Below are 22,065 nucleotides of genomic sequence, written 5' to 3'. Positions count from 1 at the left end.
AGCCTTGCCAATAAGAAAGCAAAAATCCGGGAGGGAGATGGATGGAAGGAGAGACTGTACTGATTGCGTTTGATTCCACGCAGCAAGCTTTACGTGCAGAGATGCTGCTGGAGTACGAAGATATTGATATTGACACAAGACCGACGCCAAAAGAGATAACAGCCGGCTGTGCCCTTTCCATTGAATTTCCTCTGCCTGATTACTCTCGTGCCAAAACGGTCATGGAAGAGCAGCAAGTAGTCATCCGGGGATACTTTCGCCAGTTCCTGGGCAAGTACCAGGAAGTCGACGAAAACGGCAACCAGAAGGAGAGGGCAGAATGAATACAGAAAGCTTTTTTGAAAAAATATACGGTGAAATTTACAACTACGTAGCAGATGCAAACATGTGGGTAAGTATAGGGATGACGCTGCTGAAAATCGTTGGAATCATCATCGCATCGCGAATTGTGGTGTCGCTGGTGCAAACAGCAGTCAATCGCGTTTTCCAGCATCGTCAGGGAGCCAAGATACACCTGGATCAGCGCCGCGTCGATACGATGCGCGTGCTCGTCAACAACATCGTCCAGTACACGCTGTACTTCCTGGCGATTTTGATGATTTTGCAGCTGGTCGGCATCGATTTGAAGCCTGTTTTGGTGAGCGCAGGGGTGTTGGGGCTGGCAGTCGGTTTCGGGGCACAAAGTCTTGTCCGTGATATCATCACCGGGTTCTTCATTATTTTTGAAGACCAGTTCGCGGTTGGCGATGTCGTAACGATCAATAACATGACAGGTACTGTACAGGAAATCGGCTTGCGAATTACCCGTGTGCGCAGCTGGACTGGAGAGGTTCATATTTTTCCGAACGGCACGATCACGCAAGTAACCAACTTTTCGCTGCAAAATACGTTGGCTGTCGTGGATGTTTCGGTAGCGTACGAAGAGAATCTGGGTCAGGTGGAAGAAGTTTTGAAGGAAGTGCTGGCAAAAGCGCAAACCGAGCTGGACGATATCGTGGCAGAACCGCAAATTCTCGGAGTGCATGCATTGGGGCCGTCTGAGGTCGTTATGCGCGTGACAGCCGAGTGCAAGCCGAATACCCACCACGGCGTCAACCGCAATCTGCGCGCCATGATCCGCACCGAGTTTACAAAGCGCGGCATCCAGATTCCGTATCCAAAAATCGTTGCGATGTCGGGTAAGGCACAGGGGCAAGCATAGAGCAGAGAGGAGAAGAGAGATGGAAAGGAAGCAATTTGGACTGGGGGACGTTGTACAAATGAAAAAGCCGCATCCATGCGGCACAAATGCGTGGAAGGTCATACGCATGGGGATGGACGTACGAATCAAATGTACGGGATGCGACCATAGCGTAATGATTGGGCGGCTGGAGTTCGAGCGCAAACTGAAAAAAATACTGGTTCGCGCAGAGGAAGAAGCGCAGGAGCAATAGCCATTAGCGATAGCGAAAAACTTTTGAAGGACCTGTCTGTCTTTTTCTACAATGCCCGTAAACGGTGATGACGGCCAAAAGCAGCTGCACCGTTCAAACGGGAGGGATTTTTGCGATGGATGTCAGACGGTTTTGGATGCAATGGGTAGTGATGCTGGGGGTTTTGCTGGTGTTTTCACATTCAGCTGCGGCGAAGGAGCCGAGCAGTTGGAAAGTGAACATTTTGCCCGAGGACAAAGCGGTCGGAGTCGCTGTGGATGATGTGATCACGATGACTTTTTCCGGGGCGATCCAGTTGAAAAATTCTCGGGACATCACTGACAAGTCGTGGTTGTCGCTCGTCCAACTGGTGGATGAGAAGAAAAAGAAGGTGGCTTTCGCAGCCGAGTGGAACGATTCAGCGAAAAGCCTCGTGATCGATCCTGTGGGCAATCTGGAAGCGGGGAAGACGTATCGCGTCACCCTTTTGGCGAAGAAGCTAAAGGATGCGCGAGGAGAGCTGAATCCTGAGCTTTCCGTTGCTTTTGCGACAAAGGCTCCCGTGGATAACATTGCGCCACAGGCGGTGATTTTGCCAGGGCATGGAGCCAAACAGGTGAAAAGCGGTGAGAAGGTGACGCTTCAGTTTGCCGAAGAGGTGGCATTGGTGAGCGGAGAGACGCTATCCAGCAAAACAGCGGGCAAATTGGTGCGAGTGACAGATGAACAAGGCAGGGCTGTCCCGCATACGGTCACCTGGAACAAAAGCAAGCGGACACTGACTGTCAAGCCAAAAGGAAAATGGCAGCCGCACACGAGCTATCAGGTTCATCTCGTTGGCGGGCTGCTGCAAGATCGTGCGGGCAATGTGAATAACTCACAATCGTCCAGTTTCACGAGTGGCGCGAAGTAGTGAAAACGGACTGTGGATAAGCAGAAAAAAAGGATGCAGCCTTATGACGAGGCGCATCCTTTTTCCTTTTGTACGATCAGATGTATCTCCCGGTGATTGTACGAAGGTTATGACTGATCATTGTTTATCGGCTGCATAGCCTGCTAATGATCTATGTGGAATGGGGAAGGTAAGATGCACTCTTGTGCAAGCTTACCTTCAGATAGGCCGGATGGCAGCGGGAAGCTTAGTTGCAGTCACAACCTACGATTACGAGGAGAATGAAGAGAACCAAGATCAGCGCGAAATCGTCAAAGCCGTTAAAGATACCCACTTGCTAACACCTCCTACCCTAGTTTCAATACTCATGCTATGTAGGAACATGAAAATGGGTATGGGCGAATGCCCTGGTTCCGACGAAAATAAGTTATCCACACTGTATCCACAGAAAATGTGGACAACTTTTTGTCGAAAAAAGTAGAAAAAAATGGCGAGTTGAAAGCGGAGTAGCTGTGGATAGGTAGTTATCCACAATCTTATCCACAAAACTGAATTTTCTCTGGATAAATTGACTGTTGTTAATAAATATTTAAAATATTTTTATTAATAAGAAGGAGTTTCAAGGTGGAATAACGTAATTACTCTAACTAGAAATTGGAAAAGCTATATAGAGAAGGAAAAGGGGCGATTTGGATTTGAAAAAGCAAGTATTTGCATCTGTTACTGCATTGGCCATTGCACTTTCAACTGTGTCGGTACCATTCATTCCGTACAGCACACCGGCAGTCGCTTTTGCTGCTGAAAAACCAAATTATCAGACTCGCGCAGACATTCCCGATGAGTACAAGTGGAAATTGAATCATATTTACCCGACCGTGCAGGATTGGGAAAAGGACGTAGCCAAGGTGGAAGCTTTGGCGAATGCATTTACCAAGCATCAAGGCAAGCTGGGAACATCTTCGGCAGCCATGCTTGCGGCTTTTGATGATTACGTGGAAATGATGAGGCTCAATGACAAGGCGTATGTGTATGCCAACATGTCTCTCGACGTAAACTCGGCAAATGCTGATTTGCAGAAGCTGGGAGACCGTGCTGAAAAAATGTACACGCTTGTCTCGGAAAAAACCGCGTGGGTACAGCCAGAAATCGTTGCGATCCCGGATGAGAAAATCAAAAGCCTGCTCGCTGACAAGTCGCTTGCGCCGTACAAGCTGTTCATTGAAGACATGCTCCGCACCAAGCCATACTCGTTGTCCAAGGAGATGGAGGAGCTGCTGGCGAAGTCTTCGCCGCTCGGCAATGCGCCGACCAACATTTACAGCATGCTGTCCAAAGACGTGAAGTTCCCGAAAATCAAGGATGAAAAAGGCAAAGAAGTCCAGCTTACGCGGGCCAACTTTATCTCGTATATGGAGAGCAAGGACCAACGCGTGAGAAGAGATGCGTTCAAGGCGTACTACAGTGCCCTGATTGACTTCCAGGATTCTTTTGCACAGACATTGGCGGCAAAAGTGAAAGGCGACAACTTCTACGCGCAAGCACGCAAGTACAACTCTGCGCTGGAAGCAAGCCTGACGCCGAACAACATTCCGACCAAAGTATACGATGAGCTGATCGATACCGTTAACGACAACTTGCCGCTGTTGCATCGCTACATTGCATTGAAGAAAAAAATGCTCGGAGTGAAAGAGCTGCACATGTACGACATCTATGTGCCGATCGTTCCATCCGACGACAAATATATTTCCTTCGAGGAAGGGAAGAAAATCGTCACCGACGGTCTGAAGGCTATGGGCGACGAGTACGTGAAAGTGCTGTCTGACGGACTCAACGGAGGCTGGGTAGACGTTTATTCGACGGATGACAAACGTACAGGCGCTTACCAGTGGGGAGCGTATGACACGCATCCGTACGTGCTGTTGAATCATCAGGGCACGCTTGATGACGTATACACAATCGCTCACGAAATGGGTCACGCGATGCAGTCGTACTACACGAACAAAAATCAGTCGTACATCTCGTCCAACTATCCGACTTTCACGGCGGAAGTGGCTTCGACAATGAATGAGACATTGCTGTTCAAGAGCATGTACGCGCAGGCGAAGACGAAAGAAGAGAAGATGTATCTTCTGAACCACTATCTGGAGAACTTCCGCTCGACCTTGTTCCGCCAAACGCAGTTCGCCGAGTTTGAAAAAGCGATCCACGACAAGGAACAGGCAGGAGAATCTCTCAACGCCGAGGCGATCAAAAAAATCTACCTCGACATCAACAAAAAATACTACGGCAAGGACATGGTTTCCGATGAGGAAATCGGCATGGAGTGGGCGCGCGTATCCCATTTCTACAACTATAAATACTACGTATACCAATACTCTACGAGCTTTGCGGCATCCCAGGCGCTGGCGAAGCAAATCATCGACGAAGGACAGCCAGCCGTTGACCGCATCCGCAAAAACTTCCTGGAAGCAGGCAACTCGGCACCTCCGATCGAAGTGCTGAAAGCGGCAGGGGTAGATATGTCTACATCCAAGCCGATCGAGCAAGCCATGGAAATTTTCGAAGAAACATTGATAGAGCTGGAGAAATTGGTGAACGAAAAGTAAAATCGTGTAAAAACAAAGCAAAGGCTCCCTGCTGGTTGATGGCAGGGAGCTTTTTGTTGATGATGAGTTTTCGCCAGAGAGTAGACGTTCTGCGTTAAGACAACATCACGGTAACTTTGACAGACGTTTAGCGTTTAATGATGAACTTGCAAAAATCAATGACATGCAAAAAAATCCAGAAACAGCCATAAGCGTATTGTATTCATGGTAACTGTTCATGAAAGACTGGACCATAGAAAAGCCCCATAGGAAAGCGGGGAAAACAAGAAAATAAAACAATTCAGTGCTGGACGAAAGTTTAACATAGAGCAGGACTGTGATTGTGGAAATGAGTAATGTCAGAATCATATTCTGCATTTCAGCGGAAGAAATGGACATGGGAATATCACTGGAAAGCATCATCTTATACAGCCAGAGAACAACGAACCAAACAGCAATGACAGCGTTAGCACAATACATCAAAAGCTTTTTCATCATGCTCCCTCCAGATAAAGCCAGACCGTAAGTCTGAGGAATAGGCTAATCGTTATAACGGGAAAAAAAGGAAAAGGTTTCAATGAATATGTGGTGCGTCATTGCAGTATCAGATATGCTCCTTGTTCACTAAATGGCAGCTTCCCAGCCAAAACAACACCTAATAAGCAATCCCCACCCGCATCCGCAAATAATCCAAACTATTAAGCTGCTTGTACGCAAACTCGGCTGTATCGGGAACGGAAATTTGCATGCCGTCTACAGGCAGGTGGTGCGCTTCCACCCGATAGTTGCCTGTATAGCTGCCGTCTGGCAAGTAAGTCGGGCAAACAATCGTCCAGTCCAGCCCGGATTGCGCAAGCAGCAAGTATGCCTTGTGGTGTTCTTCGGCGGCGCGGGTCAGTTTTTGCCGGGATTCACTCGATTGGTAGCGCAGCAGTCCAGGGGAGACTCTGCTTTGCAAAATTCCTGCCGTACCTACCGTGACAATCCGGCTGACGCCTTCCTGCTTCATGGCATCCAGGATGAAAGGCATGCTCTCGGTGAGAGTTGTGGTTCCGTCCGTACCGAGAGCGCTAATGACTGCACTGGCTCCCGACATGGCCTGCTTGACATCGTTTTCGTTGCAAACGTTTCCGGCAAGTACGCGCACAGTTTGGGGTAAATCGTGAGGGAGTTTGTCTACAGAGCGAACCAAAACGGTCACTTCATGGCCGTCTTTCAATGCATGCTGCAAAACATGGCTGCCGACGCGTCCTGTTGCGCCGAGAAGCAGAAGCTTCATTATGTATCCACCTCATTAACGTGTGATCGGGTCAAGTGCTTTTTGTAAAGTCTAGCATGTCTTTTTTTGTCCCACCAGCTTCAGCTATCGTAGAGCTTGAAAGGAGGGAGGATTTCACGCAAGCTGCTTCCAGACAGGGTCTAAAGTTGCCACAAGGAGACAATTGTATTCTTAAAACCAAATCTATATACTTAAAAGGATGTTAGGATGATGACAAGGGAGTGTATATAGATGGGTGCATCTTGCGGGATTGTTGGTCTCCCCAACGTAGGGAAATCGACACTGTTTAATGCCATTACACAAGCGGGCGCTGAGTCGGCGAACTACCCGTTCTGTACGATTGACCCGAACGTGGGGATCGTAGAAGTTCCAGATCCGCGTCTGACCAAGCTGACCGAGATCGTGGTTCCGAATAAAGTCGTTCCGACTGCATTTGAGTTCGTGGACATTGCCGGTCTGGTAAAAGGCGCGAGCAAAGGCGAAGGACTCGGCAACCAGTTTCTCGGACACATCCGTGAAGTAGATGCGATCGCACACGTGGTTCGCTGCTTCGAGGATGAAAATATTACGCACGTGGCAGGCCGTGTCGATCCCCTGAGCGATATCGAGACGATCAATCTGGAACTGATTTTTGCCGATCTGGACTCCGTTGACCGTCGGATCGACCGCATCGCGCGCAAGGTGAAATCCGGTGACAAAGAATCGAAGCAAGAACTGGACGTGCTGGAAAAGCTGAAGGCTGCTTTCGAAGAAGGTCAGTCTGCACGCAGCGTAGAGCTTGACGATGAAGAGCGCAAATGGATTCGCGACCTGCACCTTTTGACAATCAAGCCGATGCTGTACGTGTGCAACGTAGCGGAAGACGGCATCAACGACGCAGACACCAATCCGCATGTGCAAGCGGTTCGCGAGCATGCGGCAAATGAAGGGGCAGAAGTAGTTGTCATCAGTGCCAAAGTCGAGGCGGAAATCGCCGAGCTGGAAGGCGAAGACAAAGAAATGTTCCTGGAGGAGCTTGGTTTGGCTGAGTCCGGTCTGGACCGTTTGATTCGCGCTGCCTACAAGCTGCTCGGTTTGGTTACCTACTTTACCGCAGGGGTACAGGAAGTTCGCGCATGGACCATTCGCCAGGGCACAAAAGCTCCAGGAGCGGCTGGCGTAATTCATACCGATTTCGAGCGCGGCTTTATTCGCGCAGAAGTGATTGCCTACAACGATCTGGTAGATGCTGGTTCGGTTGCGGCAGCGAGAGAGCGCGGAAAGTACCGTCTTGAAGGGAAAGAGTACGTTGTTGCCGATGGAGATGTCATGCATTTCCGCTTTAATGTTTAGTACGAAATAGTTGATTCGCCATAGGCATTTTGCTATAATACGATAATGCGAGTATTTATGGAGTGCATGTTATGCGTTTCGTTTTAGCACTCGCTCCTTGCCCGAACAGGGCCGCAAAGTCCATAAGGAGGTGAAAAGGTATGCGTCAATACGAAGTTATGTATGTATTGCGTCCAGACCTTGAAGAAGAGAAAGTAAAATCCAATGTAGCTCGTTACAGCGAAGTTGTGACTAACTACGGTGGCGAAATCTCTAAGCTTCAAGAAATGGGTAAACGTCGTCTTGCGTACGAGATCAATAAGTTCCGTGAAGGTTACTACGTTCTGATGAACTTCAAAGCGAACTCCGATGCTGTTGCGGAAGCAGAGCGTTTGATGAAAATCAACGACGACGTAATCCGCTTCATGTTTGTTCGTGATGAGAAGTAATCATTGTCGCGGTCAGAGGGGGAACCAAGATGAATAAAGTTATTCTCATCGGCAACCTGACGAAAGATCCTGAACTTCGCTACACGCCAAATGGCGTTGCCGTTGCTACTTTTACCGTGGCTATCAATCGTCCTCGCACTAACCAGGCGGGTGAGAGAGAAGCCGATTTCATTAATATTGTCGCTTGGCAAAAACTTGCCGATCTTTGTGCAAGCTACTTGCGCAAAGGAAGACAAGCTGCCATCGAAGGGCGCCTTCAGACGCGTTCCTACGATAATAAAGAAGGAAAACGCGTATACGTAACGGAAGTCGTTGCTGAAAACGTTCAATTTTTGGGCGGACGAGGCAATGAAGGCGGCGGAGATAACGCAGGATACGATCCAGGACCGGGCTTTGGTGGCGGTAACAAGCCATCCGGTCAGAGAAACAATGACTTTGATCCGTTTGGTGATCCCTTCGCGAGTGCAGGCAAGCCGATCAACATCTCTGATGATGACTTGCCGTTCTAAGAATCGTACAACTTTCACATTCCTAAGAAGGAGGGACTATCATGGCACGCAAAGGACGTCCTAATAAGCGTCGTAAAGTATGCTTCTTTAAAGTGAACAAAATCAAGCACATCGATTATAAAGATGTAGACTTGCTCAAAAAATTCATCAGCGAACGCGGCAAAATCTTGCCACGTCGTGTAACTGGTACTTCTGCGAAGTATCAACGTGCTCTGACAATCGCGATCAAACGCGCTCGTCAAGTAGCATTGCTGCCTTACACGGCTGAATAATTTACACAAGTGATAAAAAGGGGGACACAATTGCGTGGCCCTCTTTTTTCCATATTTTTTGCTAATCTCAAACGAGGTGCTGACATGCCTTCCAAAACAAAGCAATTGGCTGAAAATGCCCTGATGCTGGGTATTGCACTGGTGCTGTTGTTCCTCAGTACATATACCGTGCTGGGATCACTGGTCAGTTTCCTTTTGCCGCTGCCTTTTATTTTTCTGGCCGTAAGCCGAAGCGTGTCCAACATGGTGTGGATTTCAGTCGTATACACCTTCCTTGGGTGGATTCTCGCAGGGCCGATTGCCGCCACGATCGCATTGATGGGCGCGGTCTGGGGTTCTGCCATGGGGATTGTTTATGCGAAAAGAGGAAAGGCGCTTCCCGCGATTGTGGCCGGAGCGGCGGTTGTTTTCCTCAGTACCGTTTTTGGACTGGCTTTTATGGCGTACGGGATGAACTTCAACTTTCAGAACATGCTGGAAGAAACCGCCCGCATGCGCCCTTCCTTTGTGACCAAGGAACAGTTTGATCAGATGCTGGCTTTGGTCAAGATGGTGTTGCCTACGAGCATCGTGATGTTCAGCTTTATTTCCAGCGCCATTACCCATGGTCTGGCTGGCCTGATTGGAAGACGGATCAAAAAGCCGATTCCGTTGCTTAAGCCGATCCGGGAATGGAGCTTCCCGAGATCTTTGATGTACTACTATTTTATCGCCATGATCAGTATTCTGGTCTTCGGCGCCAGTATGCAGGGAACGTTCTGGGAAACAGCAATCATGAACGTAAAGGTCATGCTGGATGCGATTTTTACGCTTCAAGGCTTGAGCTTCTGCCTGTTTGCCGCGTACTTGTACGGGTGGAAGAGATTGACTCCAGTGCTTGTTGTCTGTCTATTTATTTTTCCGTTCTTAAGCACTATACTTAGTCTGGTAGGGATATTTGACTTAGGGCTTCGTTTGCGTGAAAAACTGGAAACAAGAGTGAAGAGGGGCTGAGGAAATGCCCAAATTCCTGTTAAAGCGTTGGTACGGGATGCATATGGTCCTGGCACTCAGCTTTAGCTTGCTGTTGTTGGGGATTTTGACCCTGCACCATTGGATGTACGGGGCGATCGGCATTATCTGCTTGATTGGCCTGATTCTATACGCCCTTCAAGCGGAAAAAGGATTCCAGCGGGACTTGCGCCTGTATTTGGCGACAGTTACCCACCGGGTGAAAAAGGCCGGAGAAGGCGTTATTCAGGAGCTGCCGATCGGAATACTCCTATACAACGAGGAAAAGGCAATCGAGTGGGTCAACCCGTTCATGACACATATGTCCGGGGATGAGTCGATGATCGGGAAAAGCCTTCAAGAGGTATTTCCCCAACTTGTGTGGAAGCCGGAACAAAAACGGCTGGAATTTACTTATAATGAGCGGGTATACGAGGTCATGGTTCGGTCCGATGAGCGTCTTTTGTATTTCAAGGACATTACGGACTTTAAAGAATTAACGACGCGTTACCATCGAGAAAAGGCTGCTCTGGCGATTATTCACCTCGACAATCTGGACGAGGTTGGACAAGTCATGGACGATCAGAGCCGCACGCTGCTGTCGACGAGTGTGGCTGGCGTGATTACAGAGTGGGCCAACAAACATGGCATATACCTTCGCCGAATCACGGCTGACAAATTTTTGGCGCTGATGGAACGGGAAGCACTTGATAAATTAGAAGAAACACGTTTTGACATTCTCGATGTGGTGCGGGAAATGACAGCCGACAACAAAATTCCGATTACGCTCAGTATCGGGGTGGGAGCGGCTGCAACTACGTACATCGAGCTGGGGCAAATGGCCCAATCGAGCTTGGATATTGCCCTTGGCCGCGGAGGAGACCAGTGCGCGATCAAGATTGGCAACAAGCTCACCTTCTACGGAGGAAAATCGAATGCCGTGGAAAAACGGACGCGCGTTCGCGCACGGGTGATTGCCCATGCGTTGCGTGATTTGATCCACGAGGCTGAGCATGTGATCGTAATGGGCCACAAGCAGCCGGACATGGATTCCATCGGTGCTTCTCTCGGTGTGCTGAAGGCTGTGCAATTGCACAATAAGGCAGCTTATATCGTCATGGATGAAGGCAACAATTCTGTAGAACGACTGATGCGGGAGATTTACGCCAATGAAGAATTGGCAGAAACATTCATCACTCCGGAGCAGGCGATCAGACTGGTAACGGGCAGAACGCTGCTCGTGGTTGTCGATACGCATCGTCCGTCTTTGGTCATTGAGCCGAAACTGCTTGGTGAGACAAGCCGGATCGTCGTCATTGACCACCATCGACGTTCGGAAGAGTTTATCGAGCCGGTTCTTCTGTACCTTGAGCCGTATGCTTCTTCGACATCAGAGTTGGTTACGGAGCTTTTGCAATACCAGAGCGAGCGCTTGAATATTGACAATCTGATCGCTACGGCTCTTCTGGCAGGGATCGTCGTCGATACGAAAAGCTTTGCCTTCCGTACGGGTTCGCGTACTTTTGAAGCAGCGTCTTTCCTGAGACGGAACGGTGCCGATACGGCTGCTGTTCAACGTTTGCTGAAGGAAGATTTGAGCCAGTACGTGAAACGGGCTCGCATCATTATGAATACAGAGACCTACAGAGACAACATGGCGATTGCCATGGGTGATCCTGCCGAGAACTATACGCAAGTCCAGGTCGCACAGGCAGCGGAACAGCTGCTCACACTTTCTGGCATCCAGGCATCTTTTGTCGTTGCCGAGCGAGGCGATGATACGATTGTCATTAGCGGTCGTTCTTTGGGCGACATCAATGTACAGTCGATCATGGAGCTGCTTGGCGGGGGCGGACACCTGACAGGGGCCGCCACCCAAATCCAGGGCATTTCCGTCAAGGAAGCGACCCGACGTTTGAAAGAAGCGATTGATTCGGTCGTGTAGGCCAATATGAAAAGGGGGAAACGATGATGAGAGTCATTTTTCTTCAAGATGTAAAAGGCCAAGGTAAAAAAGGCGAGATTAAAGATTTGTCTGAAGGCTACGTACGCAACTTCCTGCTGCCGCGCAAACTGGCAAAGGAAGCGACAGATAGCAACGTGAAAACATTGGACGCTCAAAAGCGCAGCGAAGAGAAACGTAAGGAGCAGGAAAAACTGGAAGCGCAAGAACTTGGCGTGAAGCTGGGCGAGCTGACAGTGAAAGTAGCAGGAAAAGCTGGCGAGGGTGGACGACTGTTCGGAGCGATTTCCAGCAAGCAAGTCGCACAAGCGCTGGAAGAGCAGTTCAAAATCAAGCTGGACAAACGCAAGCTGGAGATGGATGCGATCCGTTCCCTTGGCGTAACCCAAATCAAAGTGAAGCTGCACAATGAAGTAACGGCGACACTCAAAGTTCACGTGGTGGAAGAATAATGACGCAAACTTGGAGGGTGTGACGTGAGCGACCTGTTTTTGGATCGTGTCCCGCCGCAAAACAAGGAAGCGGAACAATCGGTACTCGGTGCCGTGTTCTTGTCTAAGGAAGCTTTAATCACGGCTATCGAGATTCTCCGTCCGGAAGATTTTTATAAGACAGCGCATCAGCGTATTTTTCAAACGATGGTGGACCTGTACGAGAAGGGCGAGCCAGTCGACCTGGTTACCGTAACCGCAGATTTGCAGGACCACAAGCTGTTGGACGAAGTTGGCGGCGTAACGTATTTGACGGAAATCGCCAGTTCCGTTCCGACAGCAGCGAATATCGAATACTATGCCAAAATCGTCGAAGAAAAAGCTTTGCTGAGACGATTGATTCATACGGCAACCAAGATCGCCAACGACGGCTACTCCCGCGAAGACGATGTAACAGAGATCATCGCGGATGCCGAGAAGTACATCATGGAAATCGGGCAAAATCGCAACAGTGGCGGTTTTACACCCATTCGTGATGCCCTGTTGGAAACGTATGAGCGGATCGAGTTTTTGAGTCAACGCCGCGGAGACATTACGGGTATTCCATCGGGATACACCGATTTGGATAAAATGACCGCAGGATTTCAGCGCAGCGACCTGATCATTTTGGCGGCGCGTCCTTCTGTAGGGAAAACGGCTTTTGCCTTGAATGTCGCACAAAATGTAGCTGCACGAGCTGGAGAGACAGTCGCCATCTTCTCGCTGGAGATGGGTGCTTCCCAGCTGGTACAGCGTATGATCTGTGCGGAGGGCAATCTGGACGCTTCGCGCATGCGTTCCGGGACGTTGGAGGAAGATGATTGGCAGAAGCTGACGATGGCGATTGGGACACTGGCGAAAGCGCCGATTTTTATCGACGATACGCCAGGGGTAACCGTTCAGGACATCCGGGCAAAATGCCGCCGTCTGCAAGCAGAGCGCGGCCTCGGCATGATTCTCATCGACTACTTGCAGCTGATTCATGGCCGAGGCAAAGGCGACAACCGTCAGCAGGAAGTATCGGAGATTTCCCGTACGCTCAAAGGGATTGCCCGTGAGCTGAATGTGCCCGTGATCGCCCTGTCTCAGCTCAGCCGTGGTGTAGAGCAACGGCAGGACAAGCGTCCGATGATGTCTGACATTCGTGAGTCCGGTTCGATTGAGCAGGACGCCGACATCGTAGCGTTTTTGTACCGTGATGACTACTACGACAAAGAATCGGAAAACAAAAACGTGATTGAAGTCATCATTGCCAAACAGCGTAACGGCCCTACCGGAACAGTTGAGTTGGCGTTCCTCAAAGAATTTAACAAATTCGTCAGCCTGGATCAGCGCTTCCGAAACCAGGCAGGGTAATAGAAGAAAGAGAAAAACCGAAGCCGGAGTAAATTCCGGCTTTTTTTCTTGGCCAAAAAGATTGACAAGGCCAAGTTTTCTAAATTGAATTGCCGAACATATAATCTTTCCACTATTTAAATGTTCGTATTTTCCGTTGACATGCAAGAAATGGTTTAGTACACTTAGATTGTTTCAGGCCCAAAAGGACATGATGATATCAGGAGGTGTTTTTCGATGTCAACAGTCGTTGTCGTCGGAACCCAGTGGGGCGATGAAGGTAAAGGTAAAATTACAGACTATTTGGCTGAAAGCGCAGAAGTAGTAGCTCGTTACCAAGGTGGTAACAATGCAGGCCATACCATTATTTTTGATGGTAACAAATATAAGCTGCACCTGATTCCATCCGGAATTTTCTATACTGACAAGACCTGCGTAATCGGAAACGGCATGGTAATCGATCCGAAGGCATTGGTAAAAGAACTGGAGTACATTCACAGCTTCGGATTCTCTACGAAAAACCTGAAAATTAGTGATCGTGCGCATGTCATCATGCCATACCACATCAAGCTGGATGGCGTGGAAGAAGATAGCCGCGGAGCTAACAAAATCGGTACAACCCGCAAAGGGATTGGCCCGGCATACATGGACAAGGCAGCTCGCATCGGTATCCGTATCGCAGACTTGCTCGATCGTGAAGAGTTTGCTCGCAAACTGGAGCGCAACCTGGCAGAGAAAAACATGCTGCTGGAAAAGCTGTACAATACAACTGGTTTCGAACTGCAAGAAGTGCTGGATGAGTACCTCGCTCTGGCTGAAATCATTCGTCCATACGTAGCTGATACTTCTGTTGTACTGAACGACTCTATCGATAACGGCAACCGCGTTCTTTTTGAAGGCGCACAAGGGGTATTGCTCGATATCGACCAAGGCACGTATCCGTACGTAACGTCCTCCAATCCGATTGCAGGTGGAGTGACAATCGGTTCCGGTGTGGGACCAACCAAGATCAACCAAGTAATCGGTGTAGCAAAAGCATACACCACGCGCGTAGGTGACGGTCCGTTCCTGACTGAGCTGACTGACGCTACTGGCGATCACATTCGCGAAGTTGGCTTCGAATACGGCACCACAACTGGTCGTCCTCGCCGCGTAGGCTGGTTTGACAGCGTAGTCGTTCGCCACGCTCGTCGCGTGAGCGGTATTACTGGCTTGGCGATCACCAAGCTGGATACTTTGTCCGGTATTGAGACTCTGCGCATTTGCACAGCGTACAAATACAACGGCGAAATCATCGAATCGTTCCCTGCAAACCTCAACCTGTTGGCAAAATGCGAGCCGGTTTACGAGGAACTGCCAGGCTGGACAGAAGACATCACAGGTGTTCGCAACCTGAACGACCTGCCAGAAAACGCTCGTCACTACATTGAGCGCATCACCCAATTGACTGGTATTCCAATGTCGATCTTCTCCGTAGGACCAGATCGCGAGCAAACCGTTGTTGTACGCGGCATTTGGGGATAAGCATCACGTCAATAGCATACGCCCTCGCCAGTACATGTGCTGAGAGGCGATAAGAAAAGCTGTCGATGATTCGGCAGCTTTTCCTTTTTTTACGGACAGACAAGAAACGACACCCTCTGGGCATAAGGTTAGACATAAGGAGAAATGGAGAGGTGATCGTGATGATGGGATTTGATCAAAAAGCCAAGAAGCTGCTTGGGAAAAACGTACAGGTGAAGATGATCAACGGCGTCGTGATCAAAGGAACCATGACACATTTCAACAACGGTTACCTTTGCTTCATCACCACTTACAAGCAGCAAAATGACGCTGAAAAGACAACGATTCGCAGACTCGCACTCAAAGATGTAACATCGATGCAAGAAGTGTAAGTCTGGATGTCCGCGACGAAATAAGCCATCTTTCCGTACGATCAGGAAAGATGGCTGTTTATTGTTTGCCTCAGGCTATTGCTCTCCCAGTAATGAAAATATCCCCCAAATGTTTGTCCATCTGGTGAATATTCGCTCGTCATAATTTTTATTCGACAGCAATTTACACTTGATGTTGTCGTGAAACTTATGGTAAAGTCGACATAGTTGGTTTCTTTGGGCATTTTGGCAGATAATTGGAAACTAAATTTTGGGATATATGACCTAGTCGGTATTTTTAAAATTTTCGGAAATGGAACGAGATAGTTGTATCTGTTTTCAGGAGGGACAAGTTATGCAATGGTCTGAGTGGACGGCCAAGCTGCAAGAACGGTCAGAACGTATCGTTCGAGATTGCAGCGATCTGGCGAAACGCGCAATGAAACGTACAAGCTCGTACATCCAAGAACATAAAAAGCAGACACTTTCCATCGCAGCGGGATTGGTCGTTACGGTGGCAGCGGGAGCTTCTGCACAATATTACTACACGAGCAATGTCACATCCGTTTATCATGTCATCGTCAACGGACAGGAAATCGGTGTGGTGAACGACCCGAAAGTCATTCATGACTGGACGACAGCGAAGCTGGAAGAGGAAAAAGCAAAAAAAGGTCTGAACCTGACGCTCGCTGATTATGTAACATTCCAGGAAGAGCGTGAATTTAAAGCATCTTACGACAACGATGCAGCTGTCAAAGCACTTGCTTCGATCGCAGACATCAAAGTTCAGGCAGTGAAGCTGATCATTGACGGAAAAGTAGTCGGTTACTTGCCTGATCAGGAATCAGCAGACAAAGTGCTGGCTGACGTGAAGCAAAAATATTCCGGCGTACCAGCTTTGACTGGCAAGCAAGCGGCAGTAGCAGCAGCTTCCATGTCTGAAGTGAAAGCAAACCCGGTAAAAGAAGTAACATTCAAAGAAAACGTAGAGTTGCAGACCGAACCAGTAGCTGCAGCTCAAATTTTGCCTGCCGAAAAAGTGGAAGAACTTTTGGTCAAAGGCTCTTTCAAAGATTTGAAACACACCGTAGTTGAAGGAGATTGCATCGGCTGCATCGCCAAAAAATACGGCATTACTTCAAAAGACATCTATGCCAACAACCCGGGCATTACGGAAAATACACTTTTGCAGCTCGGTCAGGAAATCAATGTGACAGCGATTCGTCCGTTGGTTACCGTACGGGTAAAGGAAGAAGTATCCCAGCAAGAAATGATCGCGTTCTCTACGCAGATCAATAACAACGAGAAGCTTCCCAAAGGGGAAACAAAGGTTATTCAAGAAGGTAAAAACGGTACGAAGCTCGTTCAATACGAAGTAGTGAAAGAAAATGGACAAGTTGTCGATCGCAAAGTTATCAAACAAGATGTAGTTGCACAGCCTGTAGCAAAGATCATGGAACGCGGAACAAAAGTGATTCCTTCGCGTGGGACAGGCCGTTTGAGCTGGCCAGCCAGCGGATATGTGAGCAGTGGCTTCGGTTCTCGTTGGGGCAGACTGCATAAAGGAATTGATATTGCCGGACAAGGGTCTGTCATGGCGGCAGACAACGGCCGCGTAAAATTCGCGGGCTGGGACGGCGATTACGGAAAAGCAATCATCATCGACCACGGCAATGGCATGGAGACGCTGTACGGTCACCTGAACACGATCAGCGTAAAAGTCGGCGATGTTGTTGAACAAGGAAAGAAAATTGGCGTTAAGGGTTCGACAGGAGACTCCACAGGTGTCCATCTCCATTTTGAGGTTCATCAAAATGGACGAGTTCAAAACCCGATTCGTTACTTAAAATAGACATGTAATTTTTGGATGAAGAAGGGCGACTCTTTGGAGGAGCCCTTTTTGTCGTATCAGGATGTTTTTGCATACAAGGGCAGGGAGTGTCTGGCAGGGGTTTCTATGCAGGCCGGACATGGTGTATTGTAGAGGAATAGCGATGTGCGAAGTGGAATTGTTATAAGGAAAAGGAGGGAGCGGGATGGCAAAACTCCTCGTGGTAGATGATGAAAAGCCGATTGCAGATATATTGAAGTTCACTTTTGAAAAAGAAGGGTACCAGGTCGTGTGCGCCTACGATGGCGATGAAGCGCTCGTTGTCGTGCAGGATGAGAGACCGGACCTGATTTTGCTGGATGTCATGCTGCCTGGCAGGGACGGGATGGATGTATGCCGCGCTGTCCGTCAAACACATGATATCCCGATTATCATGCTGACAGCCAAAGACTCGGAGCTGGACAAGGTGCTTGGATTGGAGCTGGGGGCGGACGATTACGTCACGAAGCCTTTCAGTACGCGCGAGCTGGTGGCACGGGTGAAGGCTCACTTGCGCCGCAATCGTCCGAAAGCCGAAGAGAAAGACAGCCAGCATCTGTTGCGGGTACACGAGCTGGAGATCGATTTAAATTCCTACACGGTGGAAAAAGTGGGAGAGCTGCTGGATTTGACTCACCGCGAGTTTGAGCTGCTGATGTACTTGGCCCGCCACCAGGGACAAGTGATGACGCGGGAGCACCTGCTTCAGTCTGTTTGGGGCTTTGACTATTTTGGCGATGTGCGGACAGTGGACGTTACGATTCGCCGCTTGCGTGAAAAGATCGAGGACGATCCTAGCCAGCCGAAGTACATTATCACTCGTCGCGGCTTGGGCTACACGATGCGCAATCCCGGAGTGGGAGGCACGCCTGGATGATGAGGCGGCTGTTTAAAACGATCCAGTGGAAAATGGTCGTCATCTACATGCTGCTGATCCTGCTTGCTATGCAGTTCATCGGCGCTTATTTCGCTCGGGAAGTGGAAAGCTATTACATAAATAACTTTTCAGAGGCGTTGAATGCTCAAGCGAGTCTGTTGGCGAGTCTCCTGGAAAGCGATTTGCGGCCGCGTGACGGAAAAGAACCGAGCGTGGAGCAAAATCGCCAGGACATCGACAATCTCATCAACAACCTGGTGAAAATAAACGGCGCCAACGTCCAAGTCATTGACCAGACGGGAACGGTGGTCAGCACGACAGAGGACAAGAGCACGATCGGCCAGCGTACCTCGCAGCCGGAAGTTACGGTGGCATTGCTCGGAACGCGCAGTGAATCGATGCGGATTGATCCGCGGACCGGAGCGCGAGTCAAAGTGCTGGTTCTGCCCGTAAAAGGCGATCAGATTGTTTACGGCGCTGTCTACATGATGGCTTCCATGGAAGGAACCTATACGACGATTCGCAAAATGAACGGGATCTTGGCGACGGGCACGATGTTTGCGCTCGTCATCACAGCGGTGCTTGGCGTGGTGCTCGCCCGGACCATTACGAAGCCGATCAAGGAAATGACGAAGCAGGCAAGGCTTGTTGCCGATGGTGATTTTAACAGCAGTGTGCGCGTGTACAGCGACGACGAAATCGGACAACTCGGGATGGCTTTCAACCATATGACGCTGCGGTTGCAGGAAGCGATTTTGCAGCAGGAAGAAGAGCGGGAAAAGCTCGCCGGTATTTTGAGCAACATGACAGATGGCGTGATTGCGGCCAACCGCAGCGATCAGATTATTTTGTTCAACCGCGCTGCGGAAGAGATGCTGCAAGTGCGAATGGCTGACGTCCTGCGCAAAAAGAGAACGTTGGCTGATTTGCTGGGGCTGCCCCCTGAGGACGAAATGTCGTTGTACGCCCAGGAGGAGCCGCTCTTCATTGAAATGCGCCTGCCCAATCAGGAAGAAGTTATTTTGCGCGTGACGTTTACGCCGTTGCAGCACGACAGCGGCAAAAAGGGCGGAATCATCGCAGTAGTGGCAGACGTAACAGAGCAGCAGCGGCTGGAGCAACAGCGCAGGGAGTTCGTCGCCAACGTATCGCACGAGCTGCGCACTCCACTGACGACGATCAAAAGCTATGTAGAAGCTTTGCTGGATGGTGCGGTGGACGAGCCTGATCTGTCCAATCGCTTCTTGAAAGTCACCATGTCCGAGACGGAGCGGATGATCCGTCTGGTCAACGACTTGTTGCAGCTAAGTCGCTTCGACTCCCAAGGTGTGCGCCTGCATTGCAAGGAGGCGGACCTCGGCCGGCTGTTGCGCTATGCGGCGGATCGCTTTTCCATCTTCAGCGAGCAGCAGGAAGTTCAGCTTGCCGTTGATGTGCCGAGCAAGCTCCCGCCTGTTTACATCGACCTGGATGCGATCAATCAGGTACTGGACAATTTATTGTCCAATGCGATCAAGTATACGTCCCAAGGCGGCACGGTCGTGCTCTCTGCCAAAGAAAACCGCAGCTTGAACCGTGTGCAAATCTCCATCAGCGATACAGGGATCGGGATACCTGCCCGTGATTTGAAGCGGATTTTCGAACGGTTCTATCGGGTGGACAAAGCCCGCTCGCGGGGACAGGGAGGTACTGGTCTGGGACTGGCTATCGCTCGTGAACTGGTACAGGCCCATGGCGCAGATATCGAGATTACCAGCGAATGGAACGTGGGGACGACGGTGACGTTCTGGGTCCCATTTGCCCAAGGAGGTAGTGCGGGATGAAGCGGATGCTGGAGCCTGCCAAGACCGTCTTGCTTATCGTGCTGGTAGTGTCCAGTTTTTGCCTGACAGCGATGCTGTGGGCGAACCAGCCCAATTTGCAATTTATCGAGCCTGCACAATATACAGAGTCCAAGCCCGTCAAGGAAAAGACGTTGGAGCAACTGGTCACTCCGGAGTCGGTGGTCTTTCATTACGGGGAAGAACGCCATACGCGGGCAGTCGCCACGGATGCTCCGTACAGCTTGATCGTGAGTGAGATGTCCAAGTGGATTTTTCTCGATTTTTCTCCGTATGCGTTGTCGAATGACAAGTGGGGGGAAATTGCCCGGGAAAAGTTAGGGATCGAGGTTCGCTTTCGCAGCACGATTCCTTTGTCGATTGTTGGCCGCTTGGTAACGTTTCGCGACGAGTATGACCGCGAAATCAAAGGAATCGACCGGATTTGGCTGTACTACGAAAAAGACGAGGATGTCGTCTATGCGCTATTTCTCTCCACAGAGGAAGGCCAGATGATGCGTTCGCGCACGTCGATCAGTCCGAAAGATTTGCGAGAGTCTTACCTGGCTTCCGGAAGCTCCATGCCGGAGCAAATTATGAAGGTGGTCAAACCGGAACGAACTTTTACAGCGATTGAAGGGCCGTCGCCGATTTGGAGTACGTACTATTTGCCGAAAAATCAGTCGCGCATGCAGCAATTCCGCTACAGCTATGTGCCAGTCACCAACGATCGTCTGATGGAAGCGTATTTTATCGACCAATCGCTGGTGAGACAAATCATGGAGCGGGACAAGACGGTTATTTTTACAGACGGAAGCAGATCCATTCAGTTGAGGGCAGAGCAGCAGGCGATTACTTTTACAGACCCGGCTTACCAGCAGCGGGCGCAAGAGTTGTCTGATGAGGAAAAAGTCCAAGGCGCAGTTACTTTCATCAACAAGCACCTCGGATGGCTGGATGACTTTCATTTTGAGCGGATTAAAAAAAGCTACAATGAAAAAGACCTGATTACGTTCCGGCAGTATGTGGGCGCCTATCCGTTGGTCAGCACAAGTGTGCCGATTCAGATTGATACGATCCAGATTACTTCGGAAGCGGGACAAGTTGTGACAATGAATCGCTCTCTGCTCGATTTGGACAAATATATTGGCAACAGCGAGCAGACCATCCTGTCGGGACCGGAGCTGTATCAGTTGATCAGGGACAAAAAACTGGCAGATACGGAGCAAATCACCAATGCGTATCTCGCCTATCAAACGGTCATCGGAAACGGTTATGTCGACTTGATCCCAACCTGGATCGTCGAGCTGGCGAATCAGGGGAATCTCTATATTCTCGCACGGGTGAAGCAGGGAGGGGGAGAGACGCATGGATTGGAGTAGAACCAAGACCATTCTGATCTGGGCCTTCCTGCTGCTCGATCTGTTTCTGTGCTACCAGGTGTACGTGACGCGCATCAGCTTGTGGAATGACAAGGAAGTGGCGCAGGGCGAGAAGTGGAATATGGAGATGTATCTCAACCAGCAAAATATTTCCCTGGACACGGAAGTGCCTCAGGAAACGCCCGAGATGGCTTATTTGAACGCTGAATACGTCGGGATTAATCCGATTAACCTGCATGATTTACCAGGGATTCAAGCTACGGTGGAAAAGATGTCGCTTGCGGCAAGACTTGATCCGCCGATTCAGCTTCGCGGTCAGCTGACGCCAAATGAGTTGCTGCGTCAGATCGGGCCAAAACTGATGTACGCCGATCAGTACGGGCCGGATTCGTACCAGTCGAACCAATCACGTCTGCTGTACTGGCAAGTTCACGAAAAGATGCCGATCTACATTGCCCCTTTGGAAGTGTACTTGGAAAGCGGGACGATTTTGGGATACAGGCAAACCTTTTTCCATGTACGGGAACAAAAAGGCGTGCGCCAGGTCATCTCCGGTTACAAAGCATTGCAGTCGATGGTGGAAAAGAAAATCATTCAGCCGGGAGAACGGATCGAGAATGTCAGCTTGGGCTATTACGGTTCATATGACGCGGACATTCAGGCGCTTGCTCCGGTATGGCGAGTCATTCACGACGGCAAGCAGCATTTTGTCAATGGGTTCACAGGTGCTCTGGAGCGCGCGATGGTTACGAACAGGTAGCAGATATAGACAGAC

23 protein-coding genes are annotated in these 22,065 nt (G+C 49.8%); 20 read left to right on the top strand and 3 right to left on the bottom strand.

What is annotated here, in order from left to right; all coding sequences use genetic code 11:
* Positions 1 to 41 precede the first annotated feature (41 nt).
* The 4 genes from HP435_RS28530 (at position 42) to HP435_RS28515 (ending at position 2,325) form a co-directional block, all read left to right on the top strand.
* A complete protein-coding gene (locus HP435_RS28530) occupies positions 42 to 323 on the top strand; it encodes a putative Se/S carrier protein (protein WP_122962241.1) in 282 nt (93 codons plus the stop codon).
* Complete coding sequence (locus HP435_RS28525; protein ID WP_173598913.1) at positions 320 to 1,201, top strand: mechanosensitive ion channel family protein; 882 nt, start codon at positions 320 to 322, stop codon at positions 1,199 to 1,201. Before HP435_RS28530 ends, HP435_RS28525 begins: the two co-directional genes overlap by 4 nt.
* Before the next feature lie 19 nt (positions 1,202 to 1,220).
* The gene (locus HP435_RS28520) at positions 1,221 to 1,433 is read left to right on the top strand and encodes a DUF951 domain-containing protein (RefSeq protein ID WP_063231675.1); all 213 of its coding nucleotides are present in this window, start codon (positions 1,221 to 1,223) and stop codon (positions 1,431 to 1,433) included.
* Positions 1,434 to 1,548: 115 nt separating this feature from the next.
* Positions 1,549 to 2,325 (top strand): Ig-like domain-containing domain, encoded by a 777-nt coding sequence (locus HP435_RS28515; protein ID WP_173598914.1) that lies wholly within the window; start codon positions 1,549 to 1,551, stop codon positions 2,323 to 2,325.
* A 226-nt stretch (positions 2,326 to 2,551) separates the two neighbouring features.
* On the opposite strand, the gene HP435_RS28510 is transcribed toward HP435_RS28515, so the two are convergent.
* The gene (locus tag HP435_RS28510) at positions 2,552 to 2,638 is read right to left on the bottom strand and encodes a YjcZ family sporulation protein (protein ID WP_016739383.1); all 87 of its coding nucleotides are present in this window, start codon (positions 2,636 to 2,638) and stop codon (positions 2,552 to 2,554) included.
* Positions 2,639 to 2,999: 361 nt separating this feature from the next.
* On the opposite strand from HP435_RS28510, the gene pepF reads away from it, so the two are divergent.
* A complete protein-coding gene (gene pepF / locus HP435_RS28505; RefSeq protein WP_122962397.1) occupies positions 3,000 to 4,910 on the top strand; it encodes an oligoendopeptidase F in 1,911 nt (636 codons plus the stop codon).
* A 105-nt stretch (positions 4,911 to 5,015) separates the two neighbouring features.
* Here pepF and HP435_RS28500 read toward each other — a convergent pair whose 3' ends face one another.
* Positions 5,016 to 5,384: a hypothetical protein gene (locus HP435_RS28500; protein WP_229049782.1), complete on the bottom strand. Its 369-nt coding sequence runs from the start codon at positions 5,382 to 5,384 to the stop codon at positions 5,016 to 5,018.
* Positions 5,385 to 5,544: 160 nt separating this feature from the next.
* The gene (locus HP435_RS28495) at positions 5,545 to 6,168 is read right to left on the bottom strand and encodes an NAD(P)-dependent oxidoreductase (RefSeq protein WP_173598915.1); all 624 of its coding nucleotides are present in this window, start codon (positions 6,166 to 6,168) and stop codon (positions 5,545 to 5,547) included.
* Positions 6,169 to 6,399: 231 nt separating this feature from the next.
* Here HP435_RS28495 and ychF point away from each other — a divergent pair, with 231 nt between their 5' ends.
* From ychF to HP435_RS28420, 15 genes are all read left to right on the top strand, one after another.
* On the top strand, positions 6,400 to 7,500 hold the full coding sequence (gene ychF, locus HP435_RS28490) for a redox-regulated ATPase YchF (RefSeq protein ID WP_122962245.1): 1,101 nt from the start codon (positions 6,400 to 6,402) through the stop codon (positions 7,498 to 7,500).
* 140 nt (positions 7,501 to 7,640) lie between these two features.
* Complete coding sequence (gene rpsF / locus HP435_RS28485; protein ID WP_047070274.1) at positions 7,641 to 7,928, top strand: 30S ribosomal protein S6; 288 nt, start codon at positions 7,641 to 7,643, stop codon at positions 7,926 to 7,928.
* A gap of 29 nt (positions 7,929 to 7,957) precedes the next feature.
* Positions 7,958 to 8,437 carry a single-stranded DNA-binding protein gene (locus HP435_RS28480; RefSeq protein ID WP_063231668.1) on the top strand — a complete coding sequence of 160 codons (480 nt, stop codon included), beginning with the start codon at positions 7,958 to 7,960 and terminating at the stop codon, positions 8,435 to 8,437.
* A gap of 41 nt (positions 8,438 to 8,478) precedes the next feature.
* A complete protein-coding gene (rpsR, locus tag HP435_RS28475; RefSeq protein ID WP_005831740.1) occupies positions 8,479 to 8,709 on the top strand; it encodes a 30S ribosomal protein S18 in 231 nt (76 codons plus the stop codon).
* 84 nt (positions 8,710 to 8,793) lie between these two features.
* On the top strand, positions 8,794 to 9,702 hold the full coding sequence (locus HP435_RS28470; RefSeq protein WP_173598916.1) for a DUF2232 domain-containing protein: 909 nt from the start codon (positions 8,794 to 8,796) through the stop codon (positions 9,700 to 9,702).
* Between the two features lie 4 nt (positions 9,703 to 9,706).
* Complete coding sequence (locus HP435_RS28465) at positions 9,707 to 11,644, top strand: DHH family phosphoesterase (RefSeq protein ID WP_063231664.1); 1,938 nt, start codon at positions 9,707 to 9,709, stop codon at positions 11,642 to 11,644.
* Positions 11,645 to 11,670: 26 nt separating this feature from the next.
* Positions 11,671 to 12,114 (top strand): 50S ribosomal protein L9, encoded by a 444-nt coding sequence (gene rplI / locus HP435_RS28460; RefSeq protein WP_122962248.1) that lies wholly within the window; start codon positions 11,671 to 11,673, stop codon positions 12,112 to 12,114.
* A 24-nt stretch (positions 12,115 to 12,138) separates the two neighbouring features.
* Positions 12,139 to 13,488, top strand: a complete 1,350-nt coding sequence (dnaB, locus tag HP435_RS28455; RefSeq protein ID WP_122962249.1) for a replicative DNA helicase — start codon at positions 12,139 to 12,141, stop codon at positions 13,486 to 13,488.
* A 216-nt stretch (positions 13,489 to 13,704) separates the two neighbouring features.
* The gene (locus tag HP435_RS28450) at positions 13,705 to 14,991 is read left to right on the top strand and encodes an adenylosuccinate synthase (RefSeq protein ID WP_122962250.1); all 1,287 of its coding nucleotides are present in this window, start codon (positions 13,705 to 13,707) and stop codon (positions 14,989 to 14,991) included.
* A 161-nt stretch (positions 14,992 to 15,152) separates the two neighbouring features.
* Positions 15,153 to 15,362 carry a hypothetical protein gene (locus tag HP435_RS28445; RefSeq protein ID WP_007780462.1) on the top strand — a complete coding sequence of 70 codons (210 nt, stop codon included), beginning with the start codon at positions 15,153 to 15,155 and terminating at the stop codon, positions 15,360 to 15,362.
* Between the two features lie 334 nt (positions 15,363 to 15,696).
* The gene (locus HP435_RS28440) at positions 15,697 to 17,193 is read left to right on the top strand and encodes a M23 family metallopeptidase (RefSeq protein WP_122962251.1); all 1,497 of its coding nucleotides are present in this window, start codon (positions 15,697 to 15,699) and stop codon (positions 17,191 to 17,193) included.
* 184 nt (positions 17,194 to 17,377) lie between these two features.
* On the top strand, positions 17,378 to 18,088 hold the full coding sequence (gene yycF, locus HP435_RS28435) for a response regulator YycF (RefSeq protein WP_122962252.1): 711 nt from the start codon (positions 17,378 to 17,380) through the stop codon (positions 18,086 to 18,088).
* Positions 18,088 to 19,911, top strand: coding sequence for a cell wall metabolism sensor histidine kinase WalK (gene walK / locus HP435_RS28430; RefSeq protein WP_122962398.1), 1,824 nt, complete (start codon positions 18,088 to 18,090; stop codon positions 19,909 to 19,911). The genes yycF and walK overlap by 1 nt, the downstream gene beginning before the upstream one ends.
* Positions 19,908 to 21,290, top strand: a complete 1,383-nt coding sequence (locus tag HP435_RS28425) for a YycH family regulatory protein (RefSeq protein ID WP_173598917.1) — start codon at positions 19,908 to 19,910, stop codon at positions 21,288 to 21,290. The genes walK and HP435_RS28425 overlap by 4 nt, the downstream gene beginning before the upstream one ends.
* Positions 21,277 to 22,050, top strand: a complete 774-nt coding sequence (locus HP435_RS28420) for a two-component system regulatory protein YycI (RefSeq protein WP_173598918.1) — start codon at positions 21,277 to 21,279, stop codon at positions 22,048 to 22,050. Before HP435_RS28425 ends, HP435_RS28420 begins: the two co-directional genes overlap by 14 nt.
* The last annotated feature ends 15 nt before the right edge of the window (positions 22,051 to 22,065 follow it).

The organism is Brevibacillus sp. HD3.3A (genome assembly GCF_013284375.2).
Classification (GTDB): domain Bacteria; phylum Bacillota; class Bacilli; order Brevibacillales; family Brevibacillaceae; genus Brevibacillus; species Brevibacillus parabrevis.
This window is presented reverse-complemented; position numbering and strand designations above follow the sequence as displayed.